10 protein-coding genes, 1 pseudogene and 1 CRISPR repeat array are annotated in these 21,063 nt (G+C 64.5%); all 11 genes and pseudogenes read right to left on the bottom strand.

Going from position 1 to position 21,063, the window contains the following annotated elements; translation table 11 throughout:
- Positions 1-154 precede the first annotated feature (154 nt).
- The 11 genes and pseudogenes from AC1AYX_RS04740 to gltB all read right to left on the bottom strand — a co-directional run bounded on the left by AC1AYX_RS04740 (position 155) and on the right by gltB (position 21,029).
- On the bottom strand, positions 155-1,819 hold the full coding sequence (locus tag AC1AYX_RS04740; RefSeq protein ID WP_476502415.1) for a ComEC/Rec2 family competence protein: 1,665 nt from the start codon (positions 1,817-1,819) through the stop codon (positions 155-157).
- 104 nt (positions 1,820-1,923) lie between these two features.
- Complete coding sequence (locus tag AC1AYX_RS04735; RefSeq protein ID WP_476502414.1) at positions 1,924-2,502, bottom strand: ComEA family DNA-binding protein; 579 nt, start codon at positions 2,500-2,502, stop codon at positions 1,924-1,926.
- 522 nt (positions 2,503-3,024) lie between these two features.
- Positions 3,025-5,967: a leucine--tRNA ligase gene (gene leuS, locus AC1AYX_RS04730; RefSeq protein WP_476502413.1), complete on the bottom strand. Its 2,943-nt coding sequence runs from the start codon at positions 5,965-5,967 to the stop codon at positions 3,025-3,027.
- 209 nt (positions 5,968-6,176) lie between these two features.
- Positions 6,177-9,818: a CRISPR direct-repeat array (repeat unit 33 nt; unit sequence ATTTCAATCCACGCTCCCCGAGTGGGGAGCGAC).
- Between the two features lie 633 nt (positions 9,819-10,451).
- Positions 10,452-10,983, bottom strand: a pseudogene (locus AC1AYX_RS04725) (ABC transporter ATP-binding protein); the annotation flags it as partial.
- 161 nt (positions 10,984-11,144) lie between these two features.
- Positions 11,145-12,392, bottom strand: coding sequence for a glycogen synthase (gene glgA / locus AC1AYX_RS04720; protein WP_476502412.1), 1,248 nt, complete (start codon positions 12,390-12,392; stop codon positions 11,145-11,147).
- A 122-nt stretch (positions 12,393-12,514) separates the two neighbouring features.
- Positions 12,515-12,985, bottom strand: coding sequence for a tripartite tricarboxylate transporter TctB family protein (locus AC1AYX_RS04715; RefSeq protein ID WP_476502411.1), 471 nt, complete (start codon positions 12,983-12,985; stop codon positions 12,515-12,517).
- Between the two features lie 294 nt (positions 12,986-13,279).
- On the bottom strand, positions 13,280-13,390 hold the full coding sequence (locus AC1AYX_RS04710; RefSeq protein WP_476502410.1) for a type I-E CRISPR-associated protein Cas6/Cse3/CasE: 111 nt from the start codon (positions 13,388-13,390) through the stop codon (positions 13,280-13,282).
- Between the two features lie 163 nt (positions 13,391-13,553).
- On the bottom strand, positions 13,554-13,958 hold the full coding sequence (locus AC1AYX_RS04705) for a helix-turn-helix domain-containing protein (RefSeq protein WP_476502409.1): 405 nt from the start codon (positions 13,956-13,958) through the stop codon (positions 13,554-13,556).
- A 326-nt stretch (positions 13,959-14,284) separates the two neighbouring features.
- Positions 14,285-14,599, bottom strand: coding sequence for a hypothetical protein (locus tag AC1AYX_RS04700; protein WP_476502408.1), 315 nt, complete (start codon positions 14,597-14,599; stop codon positions 14,285-14,287).
- A 317-nt stretch (positions 14,600-14,916) separates the two neighbouring features.
- On the bottom strand, positions 14,917-16,455 hold the full coding sequence (locus tag AC1AYX_RS04695) for a glutamate synthase subunit beta (RefSeq protein ID WP_476502407.1): 1,539 nt from the start codon (positions 16,453-16,455) through the stop codon (positions 14,917-14,919).
- Positions 16,456-16,457: 2 nt separating this feature from the next.
- Positions 16,458-21,029, bottom strand: a complete 4,572-nt coding sequence (gene gltB / locus AC1AYX_RS04690; protein ID WP_476502406.1) for a glutamate synthase large subunit — start codon at positions 21,027-21,029, stop codon at positions 16,458-16,460.
- Between the last annotated feature and the right edge of the window lie 34 nt (positions 21,030-21,063).

Below are 21,063 nucleotides of genomic sequence, written 5' to 3'. Positions count from 1 at the left end.
GGGACACACCCCGGAGGAATTCCGGAACATGTCCCCCACAGCCTGATCAGGTACCCTTAATAAACCACGTCCAGCAATCGGGGCGCAGTTCACTCCGCCGGGAGCCCCCTCCACAGAGGGGGCCAAGCAAACGCCCGCCAAGCATCCGACGCCGCTACCAGGTGAGTTTACTGATCATGCGGTGGGTGTCCATCCACCAAAGGCGAAGCCGGTTCCGGGGATTGCTGGTGAAGGGTTCGCCGAGCAGCATATGGGCTCCGGGCGGCGGCGAAATCCATCGTCGGACCAACTTGGCGCCGATCACCATCGCCGCTTCCACCGCGGCAAGCGCAAACGCACCTGTCACGCCCTCCATCCATGGAATCGTCGCCTGATTCCCATCCCCCAGACGTATCGCGACCTGTTCCATGATTCGCGTACCCCATGAAGAGAGCCATGCGCATAGACGCGCCGCATCCATGTTCACCCATGCGAGTGCAAGCCCTGCGAGCCCGGTCATCGTGGAGAAGGCGACCACGGGCGTGACGAGGATGTTCGCGAGCACCGACCATACCGGCAGCTGCGGCTCCATCAGCACCTGAATCGGCAATGTCGTCACCTGTGCGGCGACGGTCATGGCTATCGCATCGGCGAGGGCGTCGGGCAACAGCAACGCCATAGCGCCGGCCATGGGGCGCGCCATGAGGATGATGCCGAGTACGGCGGCGCAGGACAAGGCGAATCCGAAACTCCACGCCAAGGCGGGATTCGTCAGCAGCATGATGATCGAGGTGACGCATAGCGCACTCAACGCCTGCGCGCGCCGGCCGACGAACAGCGCCGCTGCGGAGAGCCATCCCATGACCAACGCGCGGGTGACGCTGTCGCCGGGAGCCATCATCGCCGCCATCAGCGTCGTGGACATGACGGTCATGCATGCGACCATCTGCCGGGGCATGAGCAGGTACGCGCCCATTCTGCGGATCAGCGCGGCGACGATGACGAAATGTCCGCCGGACACGGCCATGAGGTGCATGATCCCGGCGCGGCGGAAGCAGTCTTCCAGCCGGCTCGCATACGTCTCGTCGATCGGATTGGAATCCGCCGCCGAATCCGGTTCCGGGACCCCCACGTAATCCTGTCCAAGGAACCCCATGGTGAGTCCGGGCACAAGTATGCGCCCCGAATCATCGAGACCGTCGGTCGCTTGGAAGAATGATTCCTGCACACGCTCGCGCCAACCGTCGAACAATGGCTGGCGTTCGGTCATGTGTATGCCCGACATGTCTGATATCGAACCGGGAATCCCGGCATCGGCCACTGCCTCATCATCATCTTCGGAGACGGTCAACCAGAGCGGCGTCACGCCGAGTTCCGCCTCCCGCAGTTCTCCGCTCGCCTCATAGCCGGCGCCACGGTGCAGTCGTCCGCAATCGGAGCCCGACGCAAGAAGCCGTACTCGCGCATGCGATCGTGTCGAAACGACGCCGTCGTCCATCGCGACGAGACGTGTCTCCGCCTGACAGTCGGCGTCACGCATGGACGACGTTTCGACCGGCTCGACGACACGCAGTCGTACCACGACCCTGGCGGGGCCGTCTCGTGCGCGCGTCATCGCAGAATCGAACCATACGGCCGATTCCGCGGCCCATGTCGTGACGGCCCCCAGCAGGAACGCTCCCACGCAGACGACGACCGTAACGCGGCCGATTCCCTGACGCGCGCACCGCTCCGCCACAATCCATACGAGAAGCACACCGATCGTCACGACGCATACGGCGACGATCGGCGCCATCGATCCGTCTGATTCCCCGGAGTCCGCACCGGCGAACAGCGCCATGCACCGGGAGAACAACCCGTGCGCGCCCAAGCATGACGCCCACAGGACGACGGCGACGGGCAGCAGTCGCCGATCGTCGCAGCCACGCTCCAACCGCCCGCCCATCAGACCTTCACCTCCGGCCTGATCTTCTTCAACGTCTTCGCGCCGATGCCGGGCACGTCAAGCAGCTGGTCGACGCTGCCGAATCGTCCGATTGTTGCACGATGGTCGAGGATCTTCTGCGCGGTGACCGGACCGATGCCGGGTATCGCATCAAGCTGTTCCAACGTTGCCGTGTTCAGGTCGACGCGGGTATCGGCCGGTTGCGGCGGTTGCGCCTGTGCTTGCCCCGGCATCGTGCCGGAACCGGCCGCCATATCGTCTCCAGACTGCGACGCATCACCCTCTGGCGTCTCGTCACCCGCCGCAGTACCGCCCGACGTCGCTCCCCCGACGTCGTCGCCTTCCGTCACGCCGCCGGAAGCGACGGCGGACGTGGCGGACGCCGCTTCGATCGCCGCATAGTTCACGGCCTGCCGGATGAGCAGGGTAAGGCTCGCGCAGGTGGCCATCACCATGATGAGAATCATCGCCAGCGCCTGCGTGGCGCCGAACCGCAATCGTGGTCTACCATGGCGGGCGCGATCGGCGAAATGCTCGTCCCTGTCGCCTCCGCGCACGCCGGACAGTTCCGAAAGCACGGCTTTCGGTCGTGCCTCGGAGTCCGGAACGGCTGCCAGGGGCGGAACGGTTACGGCATCCGGAACGGCTGCCGGTTCCACCGATGTCGCCGATTCCGCTGCCGCCGCCGTTGCGGCGGGAGGCAGCGGGACCGGCGGCACCGTGGAAGCCGGGTACCCGCCGTACGACGGACAGACATCGTACGCGTCATACGCGGTCGGCGTCTCCACCGCATCGTATCCGGCCGCGCCACCGCATCCGATGATGCCATCGCGTCCGACGGCATCATCGAAACCGACGGCACCGTCTCCTCCGATACCGTCGACGATGCCGTATCCGCCGTGCCGTGCGCGGCCGTTTCCGTTTCCACTATGACGAACGCCCATGCCTCCACTGTGGATGAGGCATGGGCGTCGAGTCCAACGCTGCGGTGAATGTGGATAGAGCCCCTAGAGTTCTTCACATTTGCCGCGGCGAGTGTCTAATTATCGCATGTCGTCCGCGTCACACGGGAACGCGAGACGCGGACGACACGGGCGGAATCATTCGGCCGGGACGATCGAGACGATCTTCGGGGCCTTGACGATCACCTTGCGCGGCTCCTTGCCGCCGAGACGGACGGCGACAGCTTCGAGCGCGAGCTTCTCCAGCTCGGCCGGATCGATGTCCGGGGAGACCTCGAGCTTGGCGCGTACCTTGCCCTTGATCTGCACGACCGCGGTGACCGTGTCCTGGCCGACGTACTTGTCGTCGGCGACCGGCCACGGCGCGGCGGACAGGGACTCGGCGTGGCCGAGGCGCTGCCACATCTCCTCGCAGATGTGCGGGGCGATCGGGGCGAGCATGAGGATCAGCGGCTCGACGGCGGAGCGCGGCACGGCCTTGAGGGACGTCAGGTGGTTGTTGAGCACGATGAGCTTCGCGATGGCCGTGTTCGGACGCATGTTCTCCATCTCCACGGTCACCTCGGCGATCGTGTTGTTGAGGAGCTTCAAAGTCTTCACGTCCGGCGCGTCCTCGCTCACATGCGCCTCGCCGGTGGTCTCGTCGACCACGTTGCGCCACAGGCGCTGCAGGAAACGCATGCCGCCGACCACGTTGCGCGTGTTCCACGGACGGGACTCGTCCAGCGGGCCCATGCTCATCTCGTACAGGCGGAACGTGTCCGCGCCGTAGTTCTCGTACATGTAGTCCGGCGTGATGATGTTCTTGAGGCTCTTGCCCATCTTGCCGAACTCGCGGTTCGCGTGCTCGCCGTTCCAGGTGAACGTGGGTTCGCCGTTCTCGTCGGCCGGGCCCTCCACGACCTCGTCGGCCGGCACGTACTGGCCGCGGTCGTCGGTGTAGGCGTACGCCTGGATCATGCCCTGGTTGAACAGCTTGTGGAACGGTTCGGCGGAATCCACGTAGCCGAGGTCGAAGAGGATCTTGTGCCAGAAGCGCGAGTACAGCAGGTGGAGCACCGCGTGCTCGACGCCGCCGATGTACAGGTCCACGCCGCCTTCGTCGCCCGAGTACTTGTTGTGGTTCGGACCCATCCAGTAGTCGAACTCGTCCTTCTCGACCATGTGGGCCGTGTCGGTCGGGTCGATGTAGCGCATGTAGTACCAGCAGGAGCCGGCCCAGTTCGGCATCGTGTTCGTGTCGCGGTAGTAGGTCTTCACGCCGTCGCCCAGATCGAGCTCGACCTTCACCCAATCCTCGTTGCGGCTCAGCGGCGCCTCGGGGTTGGATTCGGCGTCCATCGGGTCGAAGGTGCGCGGCTGGTAGTCGGGCACGTCCGGCAGGTTGATGGGCAGCGCGGAGTCGGGCAGCAGGTGCGGAGTGCCGTCCTCGCCGTAGACGATCGGGAACGGTTCGCCCCAGTAGCGCTGGCGGGAGAACAGCCAGTCGCGCAGACGGTAGGAGACGGTGCCCTTGCCGACGCCCGCGGATTCCAGCCATGCGTTCACCTTGGCGATGGCGTCGTCGACGCGAAGGCCGTCGAGGGAGAGCGCGTCGCCCTTCGCCTTGGTCGCTTCGACGGAGGAGTTGATGACGATGCCGTCGTGGGAGACGAACGGCGCCTTGCCCTCGTAGGCCGCGAGGTCGTCGCCGGATTCCGGCAATGGCTTGACGGTGTAGATGACCGGCAGGCCGAACTTGACGGCGAAATCGTAGTCGCGCTGGTCGCCGCCCGGCACGGCCATGATCGCGCCGGTGCCGTAGTCCATGAGCACGTAGTCGGCGGTGAACAGCGGCAGCTTCGCGCCGGTGATCGGGTTGACGGCGTACAGGCCGGTGAACAGGCCGGTCTTCTCGCCGGCCTCGTCGACGCGGTCCTTCGCGGTCTTCGATTCGGCGGCGAGACGATACGCCTTCACGGCCTCGACCGGGGTGGCGTAGCCGCCCTTCCAATCCTCGGGGGTTTCGGCCGGCCATTCGGCGGGCACGTCCTCGAGCAGGTGGTGTTCCGGGGAGACGACGGCGAACGTGGTGCCGAACAGGGTGTCCGGACGCGTGGTGTAGATCTCCATGTCGCGCGTGCCGTTCGGGGTCTCGACCTGGAAGTGCACGGAGGCGCCGTGGCTCTCGCCGATCCAGTTGCGCTGCATGAGCTTGACCTTCTCCGGCCAGTCGATGCCGTCGAGGTCCTCGATGAGGCGGTGGCCGTACTTGGTGATGCGCATCGACCACTGGCGCAGCTCACGCTGGAAGACCGGGAAGTTGCCGCGTTCGGACTTGCCTTCGGCGGTGACCTCCTCGTTGGCGAGCACGGTGCCCAGGCCCGGGCACCAGTTCACCGGGGACTTGGAGATGTAGGCGAGGCGGAAGTCGTTGAGGATGTCCTGCTGCTCGGCCTCGGTGAGGTCGCCCCATGCCTTGCCGTCCGTCTCGTGGCCCGGGATGGCCTTCTCGCCGTTCTCGAACTTGGCGACGAGCTCGGAGATCGGACGGGCGGAGCCCTTCGTGCCGGACGGGTTCGTGGCGTCCTCGTCGTACCAGGAATCGTAGATGCGCGAGAAGATCCACTGAGTCCAGCGCACGTAGCCGGGATCGATGGTCGCGAAGGTGCGGCGGTCGTCGAAGCTCAGGCCCATGCGGTGCAGCTGGCGCGACATGTTCGCGATGTTCTGCTCGGTGGTGATGCGCGGGTGCTGGCCGGTCTGGACGGCGTACTGCTCGGCGGGCAGGCCGAAGGCGTCGTAGCCCATGGCGTGCAGCACGTTCTCGCCCTTCATGCGGTGGTAGCGGGACACCACGTCGGAGGCGAGGTAGCCGAGCGGGTGGCCCACGTGCAGGCCCTTGCCGGACGGGTAGGGGAACATGTCCATCGCGAAGTAGGAGGGGCGTCCCTCGGCGTTGCGGCCCTTGCCGTCCTTCAGGTCGCCGGAGACGTTGGCGGCCCAGAAGGTGCCCTCCTCATCCCACTTCTTCTGCCATTTGTTTTCGATGTCCTGCGCCAGAGCGGCGTTGTAACGGAACTTCGGTTCGGTCTCACTCATAGAGCACGATGATACACGCGGGGACGCCAATCACGGGCGGGACGGCGGCTTCTCTGGACAGTCGGGAATCCTTCACATTGTGCAACAACCGTATTCCCCTAATCTCATGCAGCATATTGAGCATCCGGAAATCCGACGGACAACCAGAGATACAGAGCTCTGTATCGTTTTCGTCCCATGCAACTGGGCGATGCCCATAAATGATGAAACAGTCATTTCACGCTCCCCGAGTGGGGAGCGACACCAAGAGGACCACACGAAAGACCAAGACCCACAATTTCAATCCACGCTCCCCGAGTGGGGAGCGACGGGCGGCGCCATCGACTGGCGTACCCAAGGACACATTTCAATCCACGCTCCCCGAGCGAGGAGCGACTCCTTTCGTGGTTGGTTGGTTAGGCGAGAATCGAATTTCAATCCACGCTCCCCGAGTGGGGAGCGACTCATGGGGAAGTCCGCGGTGTCCCCATCGTGGAGATTTCAATCCACGCTCCCCGAGTGGGGAGCGACGGCGGACTTGTAGACCTGATGGGCGGCCCTTGGGATTTCAATCCACGCTCCCCGAGTGGGGAGCGACCAACGAGGGTGCCGCCGCCTTCAACGTGTTGGCATTTCAATCCACGCTCCCCGAGTGGGGAGCGACCCCCGGACACGGACACGTCCCGGTCGCACATCAGATTTCAATCCACGCTCCCCGAGTGGGGAGCGACGCTCGCGTCCTGCACGATCTCGACGGTGTCCACATTTCAATCCACGCTCCCCGAGTGGGGAGCGACTCCACGTAGCTCCAGACCTTGCTCGACGCGGACCCATTTCAATCCACGCTCCCCGAGTGGGGAGCGACCCGACAACCCGTCCGGCCCGCTGAGGACCACCGTATTTCAATCCACGCTCCCCGAGTGGGGAGCGACATGCATCCATGAGTGTTCTGTCTCGCACGTGGGCATTTCAATCCACGCTCCCCGAGTGGGGAGCGACCAGCGGCATCGACGCACAAGCCGCTGCACTGGGAATTTCAATCCACGCGCCCCGAGTGGGGAGCGACGGTTGTCATTCTTGGCGGCGGCCTGTTCGGCGGCATTTCAATCCACGCTCCCCGAGTGGGGAGCGACAAACATCGGCCGCGCGTTCGGCGCATCCTTCAAATTTCAATCCACGCTCCCCGAGTGGGGAGCGACGTACTGGCGCCAGACGACCGGCCGCCCGTGTTTATTTCAATCCACGCTCCCCGAGTGGGGAGCGACTCCTGACTAATCTTGCTGAAGTCAAGGAAGTTTGCATTTCAATCCACGCTCCCCGAGTGGGGAGCGACGAGGCTGAGCGCCATGCGTGACATGTCATTGAGATTTCAATCCACGCTCCCCGAGTGGGGAGCGACGACGATCGCCGACCAGCTCAACAAGCAGGAGGAGATTTCAATCCACGCTCCCCGAGTGGGGAGCGACTCGCGCTCAATGACGAGCTTCAACGCCGTCATGCATTTCAATCCACGCTCCCCGAGTGGGGAGCGACGTCTCCGTTCCATGAGCTCGTCCTTGTGCTGCTCATTTCAATCCACGCTCCCCGAGTGGGGAGCGACCTCGCGGATCGTGCGCTACGAGCGTGTCGAGGTGATTTCAATCCACGCTCCCCGAGTGGGGAGCGACAACCAATTCGGCCGGCCACTCAGCTCGAAGGTCATTTCAATCCACGCTCCCCGAGTGGGGAGCGACGGCGACCGATGACACGTGGCCCGATGCCCGCGGGATTTCAATCCACGCTCCCCGAGTGGGGAGCGACCGATGCCCCAATCACTGATTTGACCGCTGCCTTGATTTCAATCCACGCTCCCCGAGTGGGGAGCGACCGCCGCCAACTGACAACCACACCATTTCAAAAGATTTCAATCCACGCTCCCCGAGTGGGGAGCGACGATCTCGTCCCATGTCACGGTCGTGGCGGCGGTATTTCAATCCACGCTCCCCGAGTGGGGAGCGACCAGGCCAAGGCCGCCGGCACGAGCTTTGCGTTCGTATTTCAATCCACGCTCCCCGAGTGGGGAGCGACAGCCGACCAACGGCGCCAACAGGGCCCCCAACGTATTTCAATCCACGCTCCCCGAGTGGGGAGCGACGCTCACGCGCACATCACCGTCAACGCAGACACTATTTCAATCCACGCTCCCCGAGTGGGGAGCGACACGCTCGCCCTGACCGAGGACGACCTGTCCGGGCTATTTCAATCCACGCTCCCCGAGTGGGGAGCGACCTCCGCGCCCTTCCCGTTCGCGAAGTTCACGGTATTTCAATCCACGCTCCCCGAGTGGGGAGCGACGCGTGGCGTCAAACTTACGCAACGCCACGTTGTTATTTCAATCCACGCTCCCCGAGTGGGGAGCGACCGAAGCCCCAAATACGTGCAGGACCGACTCTCCATTTCAATCCACGCTCCCCGAGTGGGGAGCGACCGGCCGCTACGTCATCAACATCGACGCGAAGCAATTTCAATCCACGCTCCCCGAGTGGGGAGCGACTATTAAGCATGACTACACAAACGGCAGACATTAAATTTCAATCCACGCTCCCCGAGTGGGGAGCGACCGCCCCCGGCGAAGCCCTCGTCACCGCGAGCGGTATTTCAATCCACGCTCCCCGAGTGGGGAGCGACACGGCCGCGAGCAGTTCGTCGAGCTTGTCGAGATTTCAATCCACGCTCCCCGAGTGGGGAGCGACGCCCAGTCCGGTGCCGGAAGCCTGTTCGACGACGAATTTCAATCCACGCTCCCCGAGTGGGGAGCGACTCGTCTGAGCGCCGGCGTCCGAAGAGCCGTCGAGATTTCAATCCACGCTCCCCGAGTGGGGAGCGACGCCGGCTTCGCCGTTCCGGTCGTGGGGGTCAGCATTTCAATCCACGCTCCCCGAGTGGGGAGCGACCTGCTCGGCATCGATACCATCACCCCGACGTGGTGATTTCAATCCACGCTCCCCGAGTGGGGAGCGACGCCGCGACGATGCCCGCGATGCCCATGTACTTCATATTTCAATCCACGCTCCCCGAGTGGGGAGCGACCCGGCGACTCGGATGGCCGTGATCGGCAGGTCCTTATTTCAATCCACGCTCCCCGAGTGGGGAGCGACGACGACACTGACACGCCGACACTACGCCAGTTGCAATTTCAATCCACGCTCCCCGAGTGGGGAGCGACACGAGGTAGCGGGGGCCGGCCACACCGCCCGCAAATTTCAATCCACGCTCCCCGAGTGGGGAGCGACATGACCAATCCGGATTCCTGTCCGGTCACGTCGTATTTCAATCCACGCTCCCCGAGTGGGGAGCGACATCTTCGGCGAAGCCTTGTCGATCGCGTCGAAGAATTTCAATCCACGCTCCCCGAGTGGGGAGCGACACGCGTACAGCGCCCACGCGGCCTGGCCCTTGACATTTCAATCCACGCTCCCCGAGTGGGGAGCGACGTAGTTTTGCTGGTAGCCGCGGAATTCGAAGGGATTTCAATCCACGCTCCCCGAGTGGGGAGCGACCTCGGGCTCCTCAGTACCAGTTGTGTGCCAGCCAATTTCAATCCACGCTCCCCGAGTGGGGAGCGACCGGCCGTCTGCGTCATCACCATGGCAACCGACTTATTTCAATCCACGCTCCCCGAGTGGGGAGCGACGCTGCTGTTCTTCGTGACCGAGTCATTGGATATATTTCAATCCACGCTCCCCGAGTGGGGAGCGACCGTGATCTTGCCCCATAGGTCGGAGACCCAAGAATTTCAATCCACGCTCCCCGAGTGGGGAGCGACGCGGGGACGCCTGTATGGTCTTCAGGTATTTCTTATTTCAATCCACGCTCCCCGAGTGGGGAGCGACGGCGGATATGGACATTCGATAGCCGCATTATGAACATCAAGCGCCCATTCTCGTAAATATTTTACCACCAGATTTCAGAAATCAGCGTCTGCCTCCAGATTGCACGAGGATGCAACACTATTCATTTCTCAAACCACAATGAAACACGAATTCTACTCGCCCGATTTATTGATCTTAGAGTGCGAAGGCTCCAGCAAACCATGAGAGCTCGGGGCTCGCACCTAGTTACCTCAACATGTCAGTGTGCATCGCCCCCCTTCATCGTCGTCAAACGGGGAACAATCTAGGAGTACAAATGAAACGCAGCTCCTTCTCACACCGCGTAGGCGGCCCAGCGGTTGTGGGAGCGTTCGACTTCGATGGGCATGCCGAACAGGTCGGAGAGGCGTTCGTCGGTCAGGCCCTGCTCGAGCGGGCCGGTGTAGACGATGGTACCGGCGCCGGGGTTGCCCATCGAGTCGACGCCATCCTCGGTCGCGTCCTCGGCGGGGATCGGCTTCCTGCCCATGATGGCGATGTGGTCGAATCCGGCGGGGATCTCCTCCAGACGGTGCGTGACGAGCACGACCGCGCGGTCGGAGTTCTCCTCGCCGATGCGGCTCAGCGTGCGCATCACCTGTTCGCGGCCGCCCAGGTCGAGACCGGTGGTCGGCTCGTCCATGATGAGCAGCTCCGGGTTGCCCATGAGCGCCCTCGCGATGAGCACGCGCGTGCGTTCGCCCTCCGAGAGCCGCCACATCTCCTTGCCTTCGAGGTAGCTCACGCGGAAGTCGCGCAGCAGGCCGCGGGCGCGCTCGTATTCGGCTTCGGTGTACGTGTCGCGCCAACGGCCAGTCACGGCGCTCAGGCCGGTGACGACCGCGTCGAGCGGATCCTCGAATTCGGGGAACTGGCGGCCCAGATCGGCGGAGGCGAGGCCGATGCGTGTGCGCAGCTTGAACACGTCGTATTTGCCGAGTTGGTGGCCGAGGATGAACACGCGGCCCTCGGACGGGAACGTGCGCGTGGCAAGCATGCCGACGGCCGTGGATTTGCCGATGCCGTTCGGTCCGAACAGCACCCACCGCTCCCCCGCGCGGATCGTCAGGTTCACGTCGGTGATGATGACGCGGCGGTTGCGGCGGAATTCGACGTTTTCGAGTTGGAGTACGACGTTGTCGGTCATGCGGATCTCCTCAATGAATGAAAAACCGGCTCCCGCGAACGGGGAGCCGTCAAGTATGGAAAGCCGAGGGAGAGATGCGGGCTCCCGTTGAGCGCCGCAATCTCTCCCTCCGTCACGCTTCGCGTGCCGCCTCCCTCATCGGAGGGAGGCCTTTGATGGTCTTACTTCTGTTCGGCGAGGACGTCCTCATAGACCTTGACGGTGGCGTCGGCGATGGACTCCCAGCTGAACACGTCGCGGGCGCGCTCGTAGCCGGCCTGGCCCATCTTCTTCGCGAGCTCCGGGTCGGCCATGACCTTGTTGATCGCGTCGGCCATGTCGTGCACGAACTTGTCCGGGTCCGTGGGGGTGCCGGTGCCGTCGCGCAGCTGGTCGATCGGCACGAGGTAGCCGGTCTCGCCGTCGACGACGACCTCGGGGATGCCGCCGGTGGCGGAGGCGACGACCGGCAGGCCGCACGCCATGGCCTCGAGGTTGACGATGCCGAGCGGCTCGTAGATGGACGGGCAGATGAACGCGTCGCAGCCGTGCTCCAGCGCGGAGAGCTCATTCTTCGGCAGCATCTCCTCGATCCAGATGATGTTGCCGCGCTTCTCGTCGAGCTCGGCGAAGGAGTTCTTGACCTCCTCCATGATCTCCGGGGTGTCGGGAGCGCCGGCGCACAGCACGACCTGGATGCCCGGATTGACGAAATGCAGCGCCTTGAGCAGGTACGGCAGGCCCTTCTGACGGGTGATGCGCCCGACGAACAGCAGGGTCGGCTTGCTGCGGTCGATGTGGTAACGCTCGAACACCTTCCAGCCCGGATCGTCGTCCGCCGGGGTGGCGAATTCGGACATGGTGATGCCGTTGTACACGACGACGACCTTGTCCGGATCGAGGTTCGGGTAGGCGGTGAGGATGTCCTCGCGCATGCCGCCGGACACGGCGATGACGCGATCAGCGTGTTCGTAGGCGTCCTTTTCGGCCCAAGAGCTCAGGTTGTAGCCGCCGCCGAGTTGCTCGCGCTTCCACGGGCGGAACGGCTCGAGCGAGTGCGCGGTGATGACGAGCGGCGTGCCGTGCAGCATCTTGGCCGCGTAGCCGGCGAGGCAGGCATACCAGGTATGCGCGTGCACGATGTCGGCGTCCACGTCGTTGGCGATCTGCAGGTCGACGCCGAAGGTCTTCAACGCGGGGTTCGCGTCCTTCAGCTCGGCGGGCGTGTCATAGCCGACGACCTTGAGGGAGCCCTTCGCCTCGGCGGCGTTCGGGATGGCGGGGATGTCCGCTTCGGTGCGGGGGCCATCGAACGCGCGCACGGTAACGTCCACGCGCTCGGCGAGCACCTTGGACAGCTCCTCGGCGTGCACGCCTGCGCCACCGTAGACGTGCGGCGGGTATTCGCGGGTCAGAATGTCAACCTTCATTGGTCTGCTACCTCTCTTTCCATCCGGAAAACTCAAGCACAACCAACTTTACGGCACGACATACGGAAAACGCACGACTTCCGTCGTGCGTTTCGCGTGTGTTCATGGTTTCGACGCCGAAATCAGACCGCGGTGCCGTTTTCGTCGAGGTTCGGATTGTGCTTCGAATCACCGGCGGTGAAGAACAGGCTCAACACGCCGACGATGAACACGGCGGACACGGTGATGATCAGCCACATGGGACGCACGGCGGTCGGCAGCCACATGACCACGAAGAACGCGATGATGGACAGGGCGATGAGCGTCCAGCTGCCCACGCGGAACCACTGGCGCACCGAATGCGGCGCCTTGAACGCCTTCGGATTGCGGTAGTTCGGATTGGTGGTCATCGTGGTGTCGGTCTCGGCGACCGGCCCGCCGCTCGGCTTCCACGGTCCCAGGCTCTCGCCTTCCTGCAGCCTGCGGGAACGCTCCTGCAGCTGGTATTCGTCGATCATTCCGGCACGGCCGCGGCCGCGCGTGGCATCATACTGGGAAGGCACTCCCCTGCGATCGGCCTTGGCCTTGGCGCGACGTTCCGCTCGATTCGGCATTGTTGCTGCTCCTTCATAGCACTTCATTGACGGCTGCATGATACTTTACGCCATCTTATCCATTCACCGCGGTTCTCAGCCGTATTTTCGCGCGGCCCTCCATTTGCTGGCGTTACTCCACCCGGTCCGCCGCGGGCCGTTGTCGGTCTGCCGCCGGTTCGCGGGGCGCTTGATGAGCTCCAACCCGTCACAATCCTCGGGAGTGTTTGAAGTATGCAAGCGAGAGACGGTCCTCGGCACGCACGAGTTCGCCGAGTTCGGGAGGCGGAGTGCCGGGAACCCGTCGCCCGGCGCTCATGCCTGCGGCTCCCGGATGGAAGCCACGATCAGCAGGCCGCATCCGAACCCCTTCGCCCGGCCGATGCCATGGCAGAGCGCATGACGGAACAGGTCGGCGTCGGTCACCACGAGCCTGCCGTCGAACACCGCGGTGGTCAGGGACCGTCCGGCCTTCGCGCGTGAACCGTTCCCGGTGACGCTGGCTGACGATCACCGAGGGGTCGCCGTTACGCCGGCAAAAGACGCACGCATCCCATCTCGATGGAATCAACCATCCACGGTCTTAAAGTCATCTCGTCCGGACCGGGATACGCTCCCCGGGGGTGTCGTACATGCCTATCTCCTCTGCGGTATCCCGCATATTCTCCAATGCCCTCCTGCGCCGGCGCTCGGACTCCCGCTTGAACCTGAGTACGTCGTCGACCATGACCATCCGCTGCCCGGCGCGGCCGTCCCTCTTGAACGGAATCGCCCCGGAATCCAGGATACGATCGACGGTCTTCGGAGAGACACGGAGCAACCGTGCCATCTCAGCAGTGGTCATCATCCGACAATCCGACGGAGCACGAGCGATGACATCTCGGAACAAACGCACCTGTTCCTCATCGATCTCATAAGCAGAGCCATCCACCTCCACGAAATACGCCCTGCCCGGCACCAACTGCCCTACAGTCGTCCGTGTTGCCGTCACCATAGTTTTCTCCTTCAGATGATGGTCCGGAATGCCATGAAACGGTCAGACAAGCGCGGCCGCACACGGAATACATTCTATGCCTTTCAATCCGTCAGGATTTCGACGATGATGGGCGGATATCTTTTACCACATGCAGGCCCATGTCGGAACACCAATCATTCCCGCGCGCGAGGGAACATTTGACGTCCTCCGCGCTGACGCCGCGCGTGGACGGCCATTCTTGTTGCGATGCCACACATGGCTGCGCCCACCCGCACGGGGATGCGGGTGTGAAATTCGAGGGGTATGAGAAAAAGCCACTCGAATAGCGGCTTTCATGAACGGCGTTACTTGACGGCTGCCGTTTCCGTGCCCCTGTCTCGCACGTATTCGAGGAAGTCCTGATAGTCCTCATCGCATCCAGGGAATTCGGAGTGGACGGTCTCGAACAGCGGGGCGACGGATGTCGGGTCGATGCGGCGGTTGATGATGTCGATGACGCATGCGTTGACCGCGGTGCCTGAGCCGTCCTCGTCGAGCATGGATTGCGCGAAATCCGCGCCGTCATTGTTCCCGTTGGTGCGGAGCAGGGCGATCATGTCAGCGGCAAGTTGGTCATAACGCCGTTCGGCGAGCTGGATGTCGGCCAAGGACTTCGACATGGCTTTCCCTATCGGGTAGATGGTGGTGACGTAGACCGGATCATCCCCGCGTATGCGGGGAACACAGTTCGAAAACCGCGGTATCCCAACAACATGATACACAATCCACGGCTTTTTCATTCGGTTTGCCATTCCGATTATCCGGTACGAACGTGTCCGTCACGAGCATCTGACCGAGGCTTTCGGAACCGACATCACACGTGGACGGACATGTGGATGAGAATCCCCCTTGTCTCCGATGTCTCCGAAAAGCGAAAGGTCTCCTATATCTGCGACGCAGACATAGGAGACCATACACGTCCCTGACCGCTTGAGAATCAGCGGGGCAGCATCATCGGCCTGGTGCTCGCCTTGATCGGGGCGGGCAGCTCGCTGGTGTGCTCGCTGGACAGGTACTCGTCGACGGCGGCCGCGCAGGAGCGGCCTTCGGCGATGGCCCACACGACGAGGCTCTGGCCGCGGCCGGCGTCGCCGCACACGAACACGCCGTCCTGCGAGGTGGCGAACTTGTCGTCGCGGGCGATGTTGCCGCGCTTGTCGAGTTCGACGGGCAGCTGGTCGACGATGGTCGTGGTGTCCGGGTGGAGGAAGCCCACGGAGATGAGCACCAGATCGGCGGGCAGCACGCGTTCGGTGCCGGGCTGGCGGGTGAACGGACCGTTCTCGCCGGGCGCGACGGACACGACCTTGAGGCCGGTCACGTGGCCGTGCTCGTCCGCCACGAAGCCTTCCGCGGTGGTGGAGTTCTCGATGTGGATACGCTCCTGCTCCTCGTCGGAGCCGATGAAGTTCACCGAATCCGTGGAGTACAGGTACTCGCCGCCCTCGGCCATCGACGTGGTCTTCTGGTAGAGACGCGCGAACGTCGGCCACGGCTGGTTGTCGGGACGTGTCGAAGGCTCCTTCGGCATGATCTGCAGCACGGTGACGTCCTTCGCCCCCTGGCGGATGGACGTGCCGAGGCAGTCGGAACCGGTATCGCCGCCGCCGATGACGATGACGTGCTTGTCCTTGGCGGTGATGTCGTGCTCGAGCGGAGCGCCGTAGATGCGGCGGGTCGCGTCGGGCAGGAAGTCCATCGCGAAGTGGATGCCATCGAGCTCGCGGCCGGGGATCTTCATGTCACGCGGCACGCGGGAACCGATGGCGACGACGACCGCGTCGTACCGGTCACGCAGATCGTCCCAGCTGATGTCCTTGCCGATCTCCACGCCGGTCTCGAAGCGGGTGCCTTCGGCCTCCATCTGCTTGACGCGTCGGTCGAGCAGCGTCTTCTCGAGCTTGAAGTTCGGGATGCCGTAGCGCATGAGGCCGCCCAGAGCGTCGTCCTTCTCGTAGACGACGACAGTGTGGCCGGCGCGCGTGAGCTGCTGCGCGGCGGAGAGGCCGGCGGGGCCGGAGCCGACGACGGCGACGGTCTGGTCGGTGAGTCGCTGCGGCGGCATCGGCTTGACGTAGTCGAGATCCCACGCCTGGTCGATGATCGTGCACTCGTCGTTCTTGATCATCGTCGGCGGCTGGTGGATGCCGAGCACGCACGCCTGCTCGCACAGGGCAGGACAGATGCGGCCGGTCACTTCCGGGAAGTTGTTGGTCAGGCTCAGACGCTGGTAGGCGTCCTCCCACTGCTCCTGGCGGACCAGGTCGTTCCACTCGGGGATGAGGTTGCCGAGCGGGCAGCCGGTCATGCAGAACGGGGTGCCGCAGTCCATGCAGCGGGCCGCCTGTTCGGTGGTCCACGACTGCAGACCGGATTCGGCGTGCACGTCGAACCAGTCCTTGATGCGCTGCTCGACCGGACGCTCGGCCAGCTCGCGGCGGGTGCGGACTTTCAGGAATCCTCTCGGGTCGCCCATGTTCAGCGCGCTCCTTCCATGACGTGCTCGTACACCTGCTCCCAGGCGCCGGGCGTATTGAAATCGATGTGTGCGGCTTCCGCGTCGGCCATGGCCTTCTCCATGGCGATGAAGTGCTTCGGCACGACGTGCGTGAAGCGCTTGGCGCTCTCGTCCCAGTTCTCGAGCAGCGAGGCAGCGAACTCGGAGCCGGTCTCCTCGGCGTGCTTCTTGACGAGCGCGCGCACGAGGTCGGAGGTCTCCGCGTCGAGCGGCTCGAACAGCAGCGCGCCGGATTCGACGCCCTCCGGGTTGACCTGCTTCATGTCGAGGTCGAGCACATACGTGTTGCCGCCGGAGAAGCCGGCGCCGAAGTTGCGGCCGGTGGGGCCGAGCACGACGACGGTGCCGCCGGTCATGTACTCGCAGCCGTGGTCGCCGACGCCCTCGACCACGAAGGTCGCGCCGGAGTTGCGCACGGCGAAGCGTTCGCCGGCACGACCCGCGACGAACATCTCGCCGGAGGTGGCGCCGAAGCCGGTCACGTTGCCTGCGATCACGTTCTCGTGGCGGTCGAAGGTGACGCCGTCCTCGGCGCGGACGATGAGGCGTCCGCCGGACAGGCCCTTGCCTGCGTAGTCGTTGACCTCGCCGTACACGCGGATGGTCTCGCCGCGCGGTATGAACGCGCCGATGGACTGGCCGCCGGAGCCGTGCAGGGTCATGTCGATCGTGTCGTCGGGCAGGCCGGCGGCACCGTAGCGGCGGGTGATCTCATAACCGACCATCGTGCCGACGGTGCGGTTGACGTTGCGGATCGGCACGTCGATGCGCACCGGCTCCTTCTTCTCCAACGCCGGCTGGGCGAGTTCGATGAGACGGTTGTCGAGCGCCTTCTCCAGCTCGTGGTTCTGCGGCTCGGTGTTGTGCAGGATGGTGCCGGGCACCGGGCCCGCCTGCTTGAGCACGTTGGTCAGGTCGATGCCGTCCGCCTTCCAGCGCTTGATGGCCTCGTCCTGGTCGAGGCATTCGACGTGGCCGACGGCCTCCTCGAGCGTGCGGAAGCCGAGCTGGGCGAGGATCTCGCGCACCTCCTCGGCGATGAACATGAAGAAGTTGACCACGTGCTCGGGCTTGCCGCGGAAGCGGGCGCGCAGCTCCGGATCCTGGGTGGCGATGCCCTGCGGGCACGTGTTCTTCTGGCAGGCGCGCATCATGACGCAGCCTTCGACGATCAGAGCCGCGGTCGCGAAGCCGAATTCCTCGGCGCCGAGCAGGGCGGCGATGACGACGTCGCGGCCGGTCTTGAGCTCACCGTCGCACTGGACGACGATGCGGGAGCGCAGGCCGTTGAGGATCAGCGTCTGCTGCGTCTCGGACAGGCCGATCTCCCACGGGGTGCCCGCGTGGCGGATCGCGTTGAGCGGGGCCGCGCCGGTGCCGCCGTCGTAGCCGGAGATGAGCACCACGTCGGCATGGCACTTGGCCACGCCGGCGGCGATGGTGCCGACGCCGAACTCGGAGACGAGCTTGACGTGGACGCGGGCCTTCGGGTTCGCCATCTTCGCATCGTTGATCAGCTGCTTCAGGTCCTCGATGGAGTAGATGTCGTGGTGAGGCGGCGGGGAGATGAGCTCCACGCCCGGCGTCGCGTGACGCACGGTCGCGATCCACGGCGGGACCTTCGCGCCCGGCAGGTGGCCGCCCTCGCCCGGCTTGGCGCCTTGGGCGAGCTTGATCTGCAGGTCGGTGGCGTGCACGAGGTAGTCGGAGGTGACGCCGAAGCGCGCGGAGGCGATCTGCTTGATGCGGCTGTAGCGCAGCGGATCCTCGATGCGGTCGTCGGATTCGCCGCCTTCGCCGGAGTTGGAGCGCGCGCCGATCTGGTTCATGGCGATGGCGAGCGTCTCATGCGCCTCCTGGGAGATGGAGCCGTAGCTCATCGCGCCGGTGGAGAAGCGCTTGACGATCTCGCTGGCCGGCTCGACCTCGGAGATGTCGATCGGCTTGCGGTTGTGGTTGAACTTCATCAGGCCACGCAGGGTCATCAAACGGTTCGAAGTGTCGTCGATGTGGTGCGTGTACTTCTTGAACATGCCGTAGTCGCCGCGCTGGGTGGACTGCTGCAGCAGGAAGATGGCCTCCGGATCGTTGAGGTGGTCCTCGCCGGTGCGACGCCACTTGTAGATGCCCCCGGTCCTGAGGTTGCGGTGCGGCGAGGCGGTCCACTGGTTCGGATAGGCGACGCGGTGGCGGGAGGCGACCTCCTCGGCGATCTCGTCGAGACCGACGCCGCCCACGCGGGTGGTGGTGCCGGTGAAGTACTCGTCGACGACGTTCTGGCTCAGACCCACGGCTTCGAACAGCTGGGCGCCGCGGTAGCTCATGATGGTGGAGACGCCCATCTTCGCCATGATCTTGAGCACGCCGATGGAGAGGGCCTTGGTGAGGTTCTTCACGGCGGTGGCCGGATCGACCTTCACGTAGCCTTCGCGCGACAGGTTCTCGACGGATTCGAACGCGAGGTACGGGTTCACGCAGGCCGCGCCGTAGGCGATGAGCAGCGCCACGTGATGGATCTCGCGCACGTCGCCGGCTTCGACGGCCATGGAGATCTGTGTGCGGGTGTGACGGCGCAGCAGGTGGTGCTGCACGGCGGAGGTGAGCAGCAGCGACGGGATCGGGCCCCACGTGTGGTTGGAGTCGCGGTCGGACAGCACGATGAAGTTGCTGCCGTTGTCGATGGCCTCGTCGATCTCGGCGAAGATCTCGTCCAGGCGCTCCTGGAGGGCGTCGCCGCCGCCGGCCACCTGGTAGAGGCCCTTGACGACGTACGGACGGTAGTAGCCGCCGAGGATGCGCGCCTTGTCGAGGCGCTTGAGTTGCGCCATCTCGTCGGAGTCGATGACGGGCAGCGGGATGAGGATCTTCTTCGCGTGCAGTTCGGAATCGGCGAGCAGGTTCGGCTCGGGGCCGATCGCGGATTCGAGGCAGGTGACGATCTCCTCGCGCTCCCAGTCGAGCGGCGGGTTGGTCACCTGCGCGAACTTCTGGTGGAAGTAGTCGAAGAGCATGCGCGGGCGCTTGGAGAGCGCGGGCAGCGGGGTGTCGTTGCCCATGGAGCCGAGCGGCTCCTTGCCGGTGTTGGCCATCGGCGTGAGGACGATCTTGAGGTCCTCCTCGGTGTAGCCGAAGGCGCGCTGGCGGCGCTGCACGGACTGGCCGGAGTGGTTGACGTGCTCGCGGGCGGGCAGGTCGCTCATCTCCACGGAGTTGCCCTCCACCCACTTGCGGTACGGGTGCTGGGCGGCGAGGGACTTCTTGATCTCCTCGTCCGGGATGATGCGGCCTTCGGCCGTGTCGACCAGGAACATCTTGCCGGGCTCGAGACGACCCTTGGCGACGATGTGCTCCTGCTCGGTCTCGGGCAGGACGCCCGCCTCGGAGGCGAGCACGAGGTAACCGTCGTCGGTGAGCTGCCAGCGTCCGGGGCGGAAGCCGTTGCGGTCGAGCAGGGCGCCCACCTGGATGCCGTCGGTAAAGACGATGTCGGCCGGGCCGTCCCACGGCTCGATGAGCGTGTTGTTGTACTCGTAGAACGCCTTGAGGTCCGGGTCGAGGTCGTCGTTCTTCTCCCAGGCCGGCGGCAGCATCATGCAGATGGCGTGCGGCAGGGAGCGGCCGGCGAGGTGCAGCAGTTCGAGGCACTCGTCGAAGGTGCCGGAATCGGAGTAGCCGGGCGTGGTGATCGGCAGCAGCGGCTCGAACTCGCCGAGCAGTTCGGAGCTCAGGCGGCCTTCGCGCGCGGACAGCCAGTTGCGGTTGCCCTGGATGGTGTTGATCTCGCCGTTGTGGGCGAGCAGGCGGAACGGCTGGGCGAGCGGCCAGCTCGGGAACGTGTTCGTGGAGAAGCGGGAGTGGACGATGGCGACGGTGGCCTTCATGCGCTCGTCGACCAGATCCGGGAAGAAGTGGGTCAGCTGCATGGTGGTCAGCATGCCCTTGTACGTGATGGTGCGGGCGGACAGGGAGGCGAAGTACACGCCCACCTCGTGTTCGACGCGCTTGCGGACGCGGAACGTCCTGCGGTCGAGTTCGATGCCGGCGAGGCCGCCTTCCGGGTCCGCGAGGACGAGCGTCTTGAAGCTCGGCATGGCGGCGAGCGCCTGCAGGCCGAGGCCGTCGGGATTGGTGGGCACGACGCGCCAGGCGAGGACTTCGAGGCCCTCCTCGCGGGCGATCTTCGCGATGGCCTGCTCCTGCTGACCGGAGGTCTCGATGTCGCGGTCGAGGAACGCGATGCCGGCGGCGTAGTGTCCGGCTTCGGGCAGCTCGGCGGGCACGGTGGCGCGCATGAACTCGTCCGGCATGCTCATCAGGATGCCGGCGCCGTCGCCCGTGTTCTCCTCGGCGCCGACCGCGCCGCGGTGGTCGAGGTTGACCAGCACCTCGATGGCGTCCTTGACGATCTTGTGTTCGGGGCGCTTGTTGAGCGTGGTGACCATGCCCACACCGCAGGCGTCATGCTCGTTGGAGGGGTCGTACATTCCATCCGGAGCGTGGACCGTGAGATCAAGCGGGGCTTTGAATGTCACCGAAATCACCTCAATTGGTTGCGGGCGCGCGGAA

The organism is Bifidobacterium sp. LH_419, from assembly GCF_056356955.1.
Note: the sequence above shows the minus strand (reverse complement) of the source record. Positions and strands in the feature narration are given on the sequence as shown.

Excerpts from the sequence above, each read along its gene's own strand:
- AC1AYX_RS04700 (WP_476502408.1), bottom strand. The coding sequence starts at position 14,599 with ATGTCGAAGTCCTTGGCCGACATCCAGCTCGCCGAACGGCGTTATGAC.
- AC1AYX_RS04740 (WP_476502415.1), bottom strand. The coding sequence starts at position 1,819 with ATGGCGCTGTTCGCCGGTGCGGACTCCGGGGAATCAGACGGATCGATG.
- leuS (WP_476502413.1), bottom strand. The coding sequence starts at position 5,967 with ATGAGTGAGACCGAACCGAAGTTCCGTTACAACGCCGCTCTGGCGCAG.
- AC1AYX_RS04715 (WP_476502411.1), bottom strand. The coding sequence starts at position 12,985 with ATGCCGAATCGAGCGGAACGTCGCGCCAAGGCCAAGGCCGATCGCAGG.
- AC1AYX_RS04695 (WP_476502407.1), bottom strand. The coding sequence starts at position 16,455 with ATGGGCGACCCGAGAGGATTCCTGAAAGTCCGCACCCGCCGCGAGCTG.
- glgA (WP_476502412.1), bottom strand. The coding sequence starts at position 12,392 with ATGAAGGTTGACATTCTGACCCGCGAATACCCGCCGCACGTCTACGGT.
- AC1AYX_RS04705 (WP_476502409.1), bottom strand. The coding sequence starts at position 13,958 with ATGGTGACGGCAACACGGACGACTGTAGGGCAGTTGGTGCCGGGCAGG.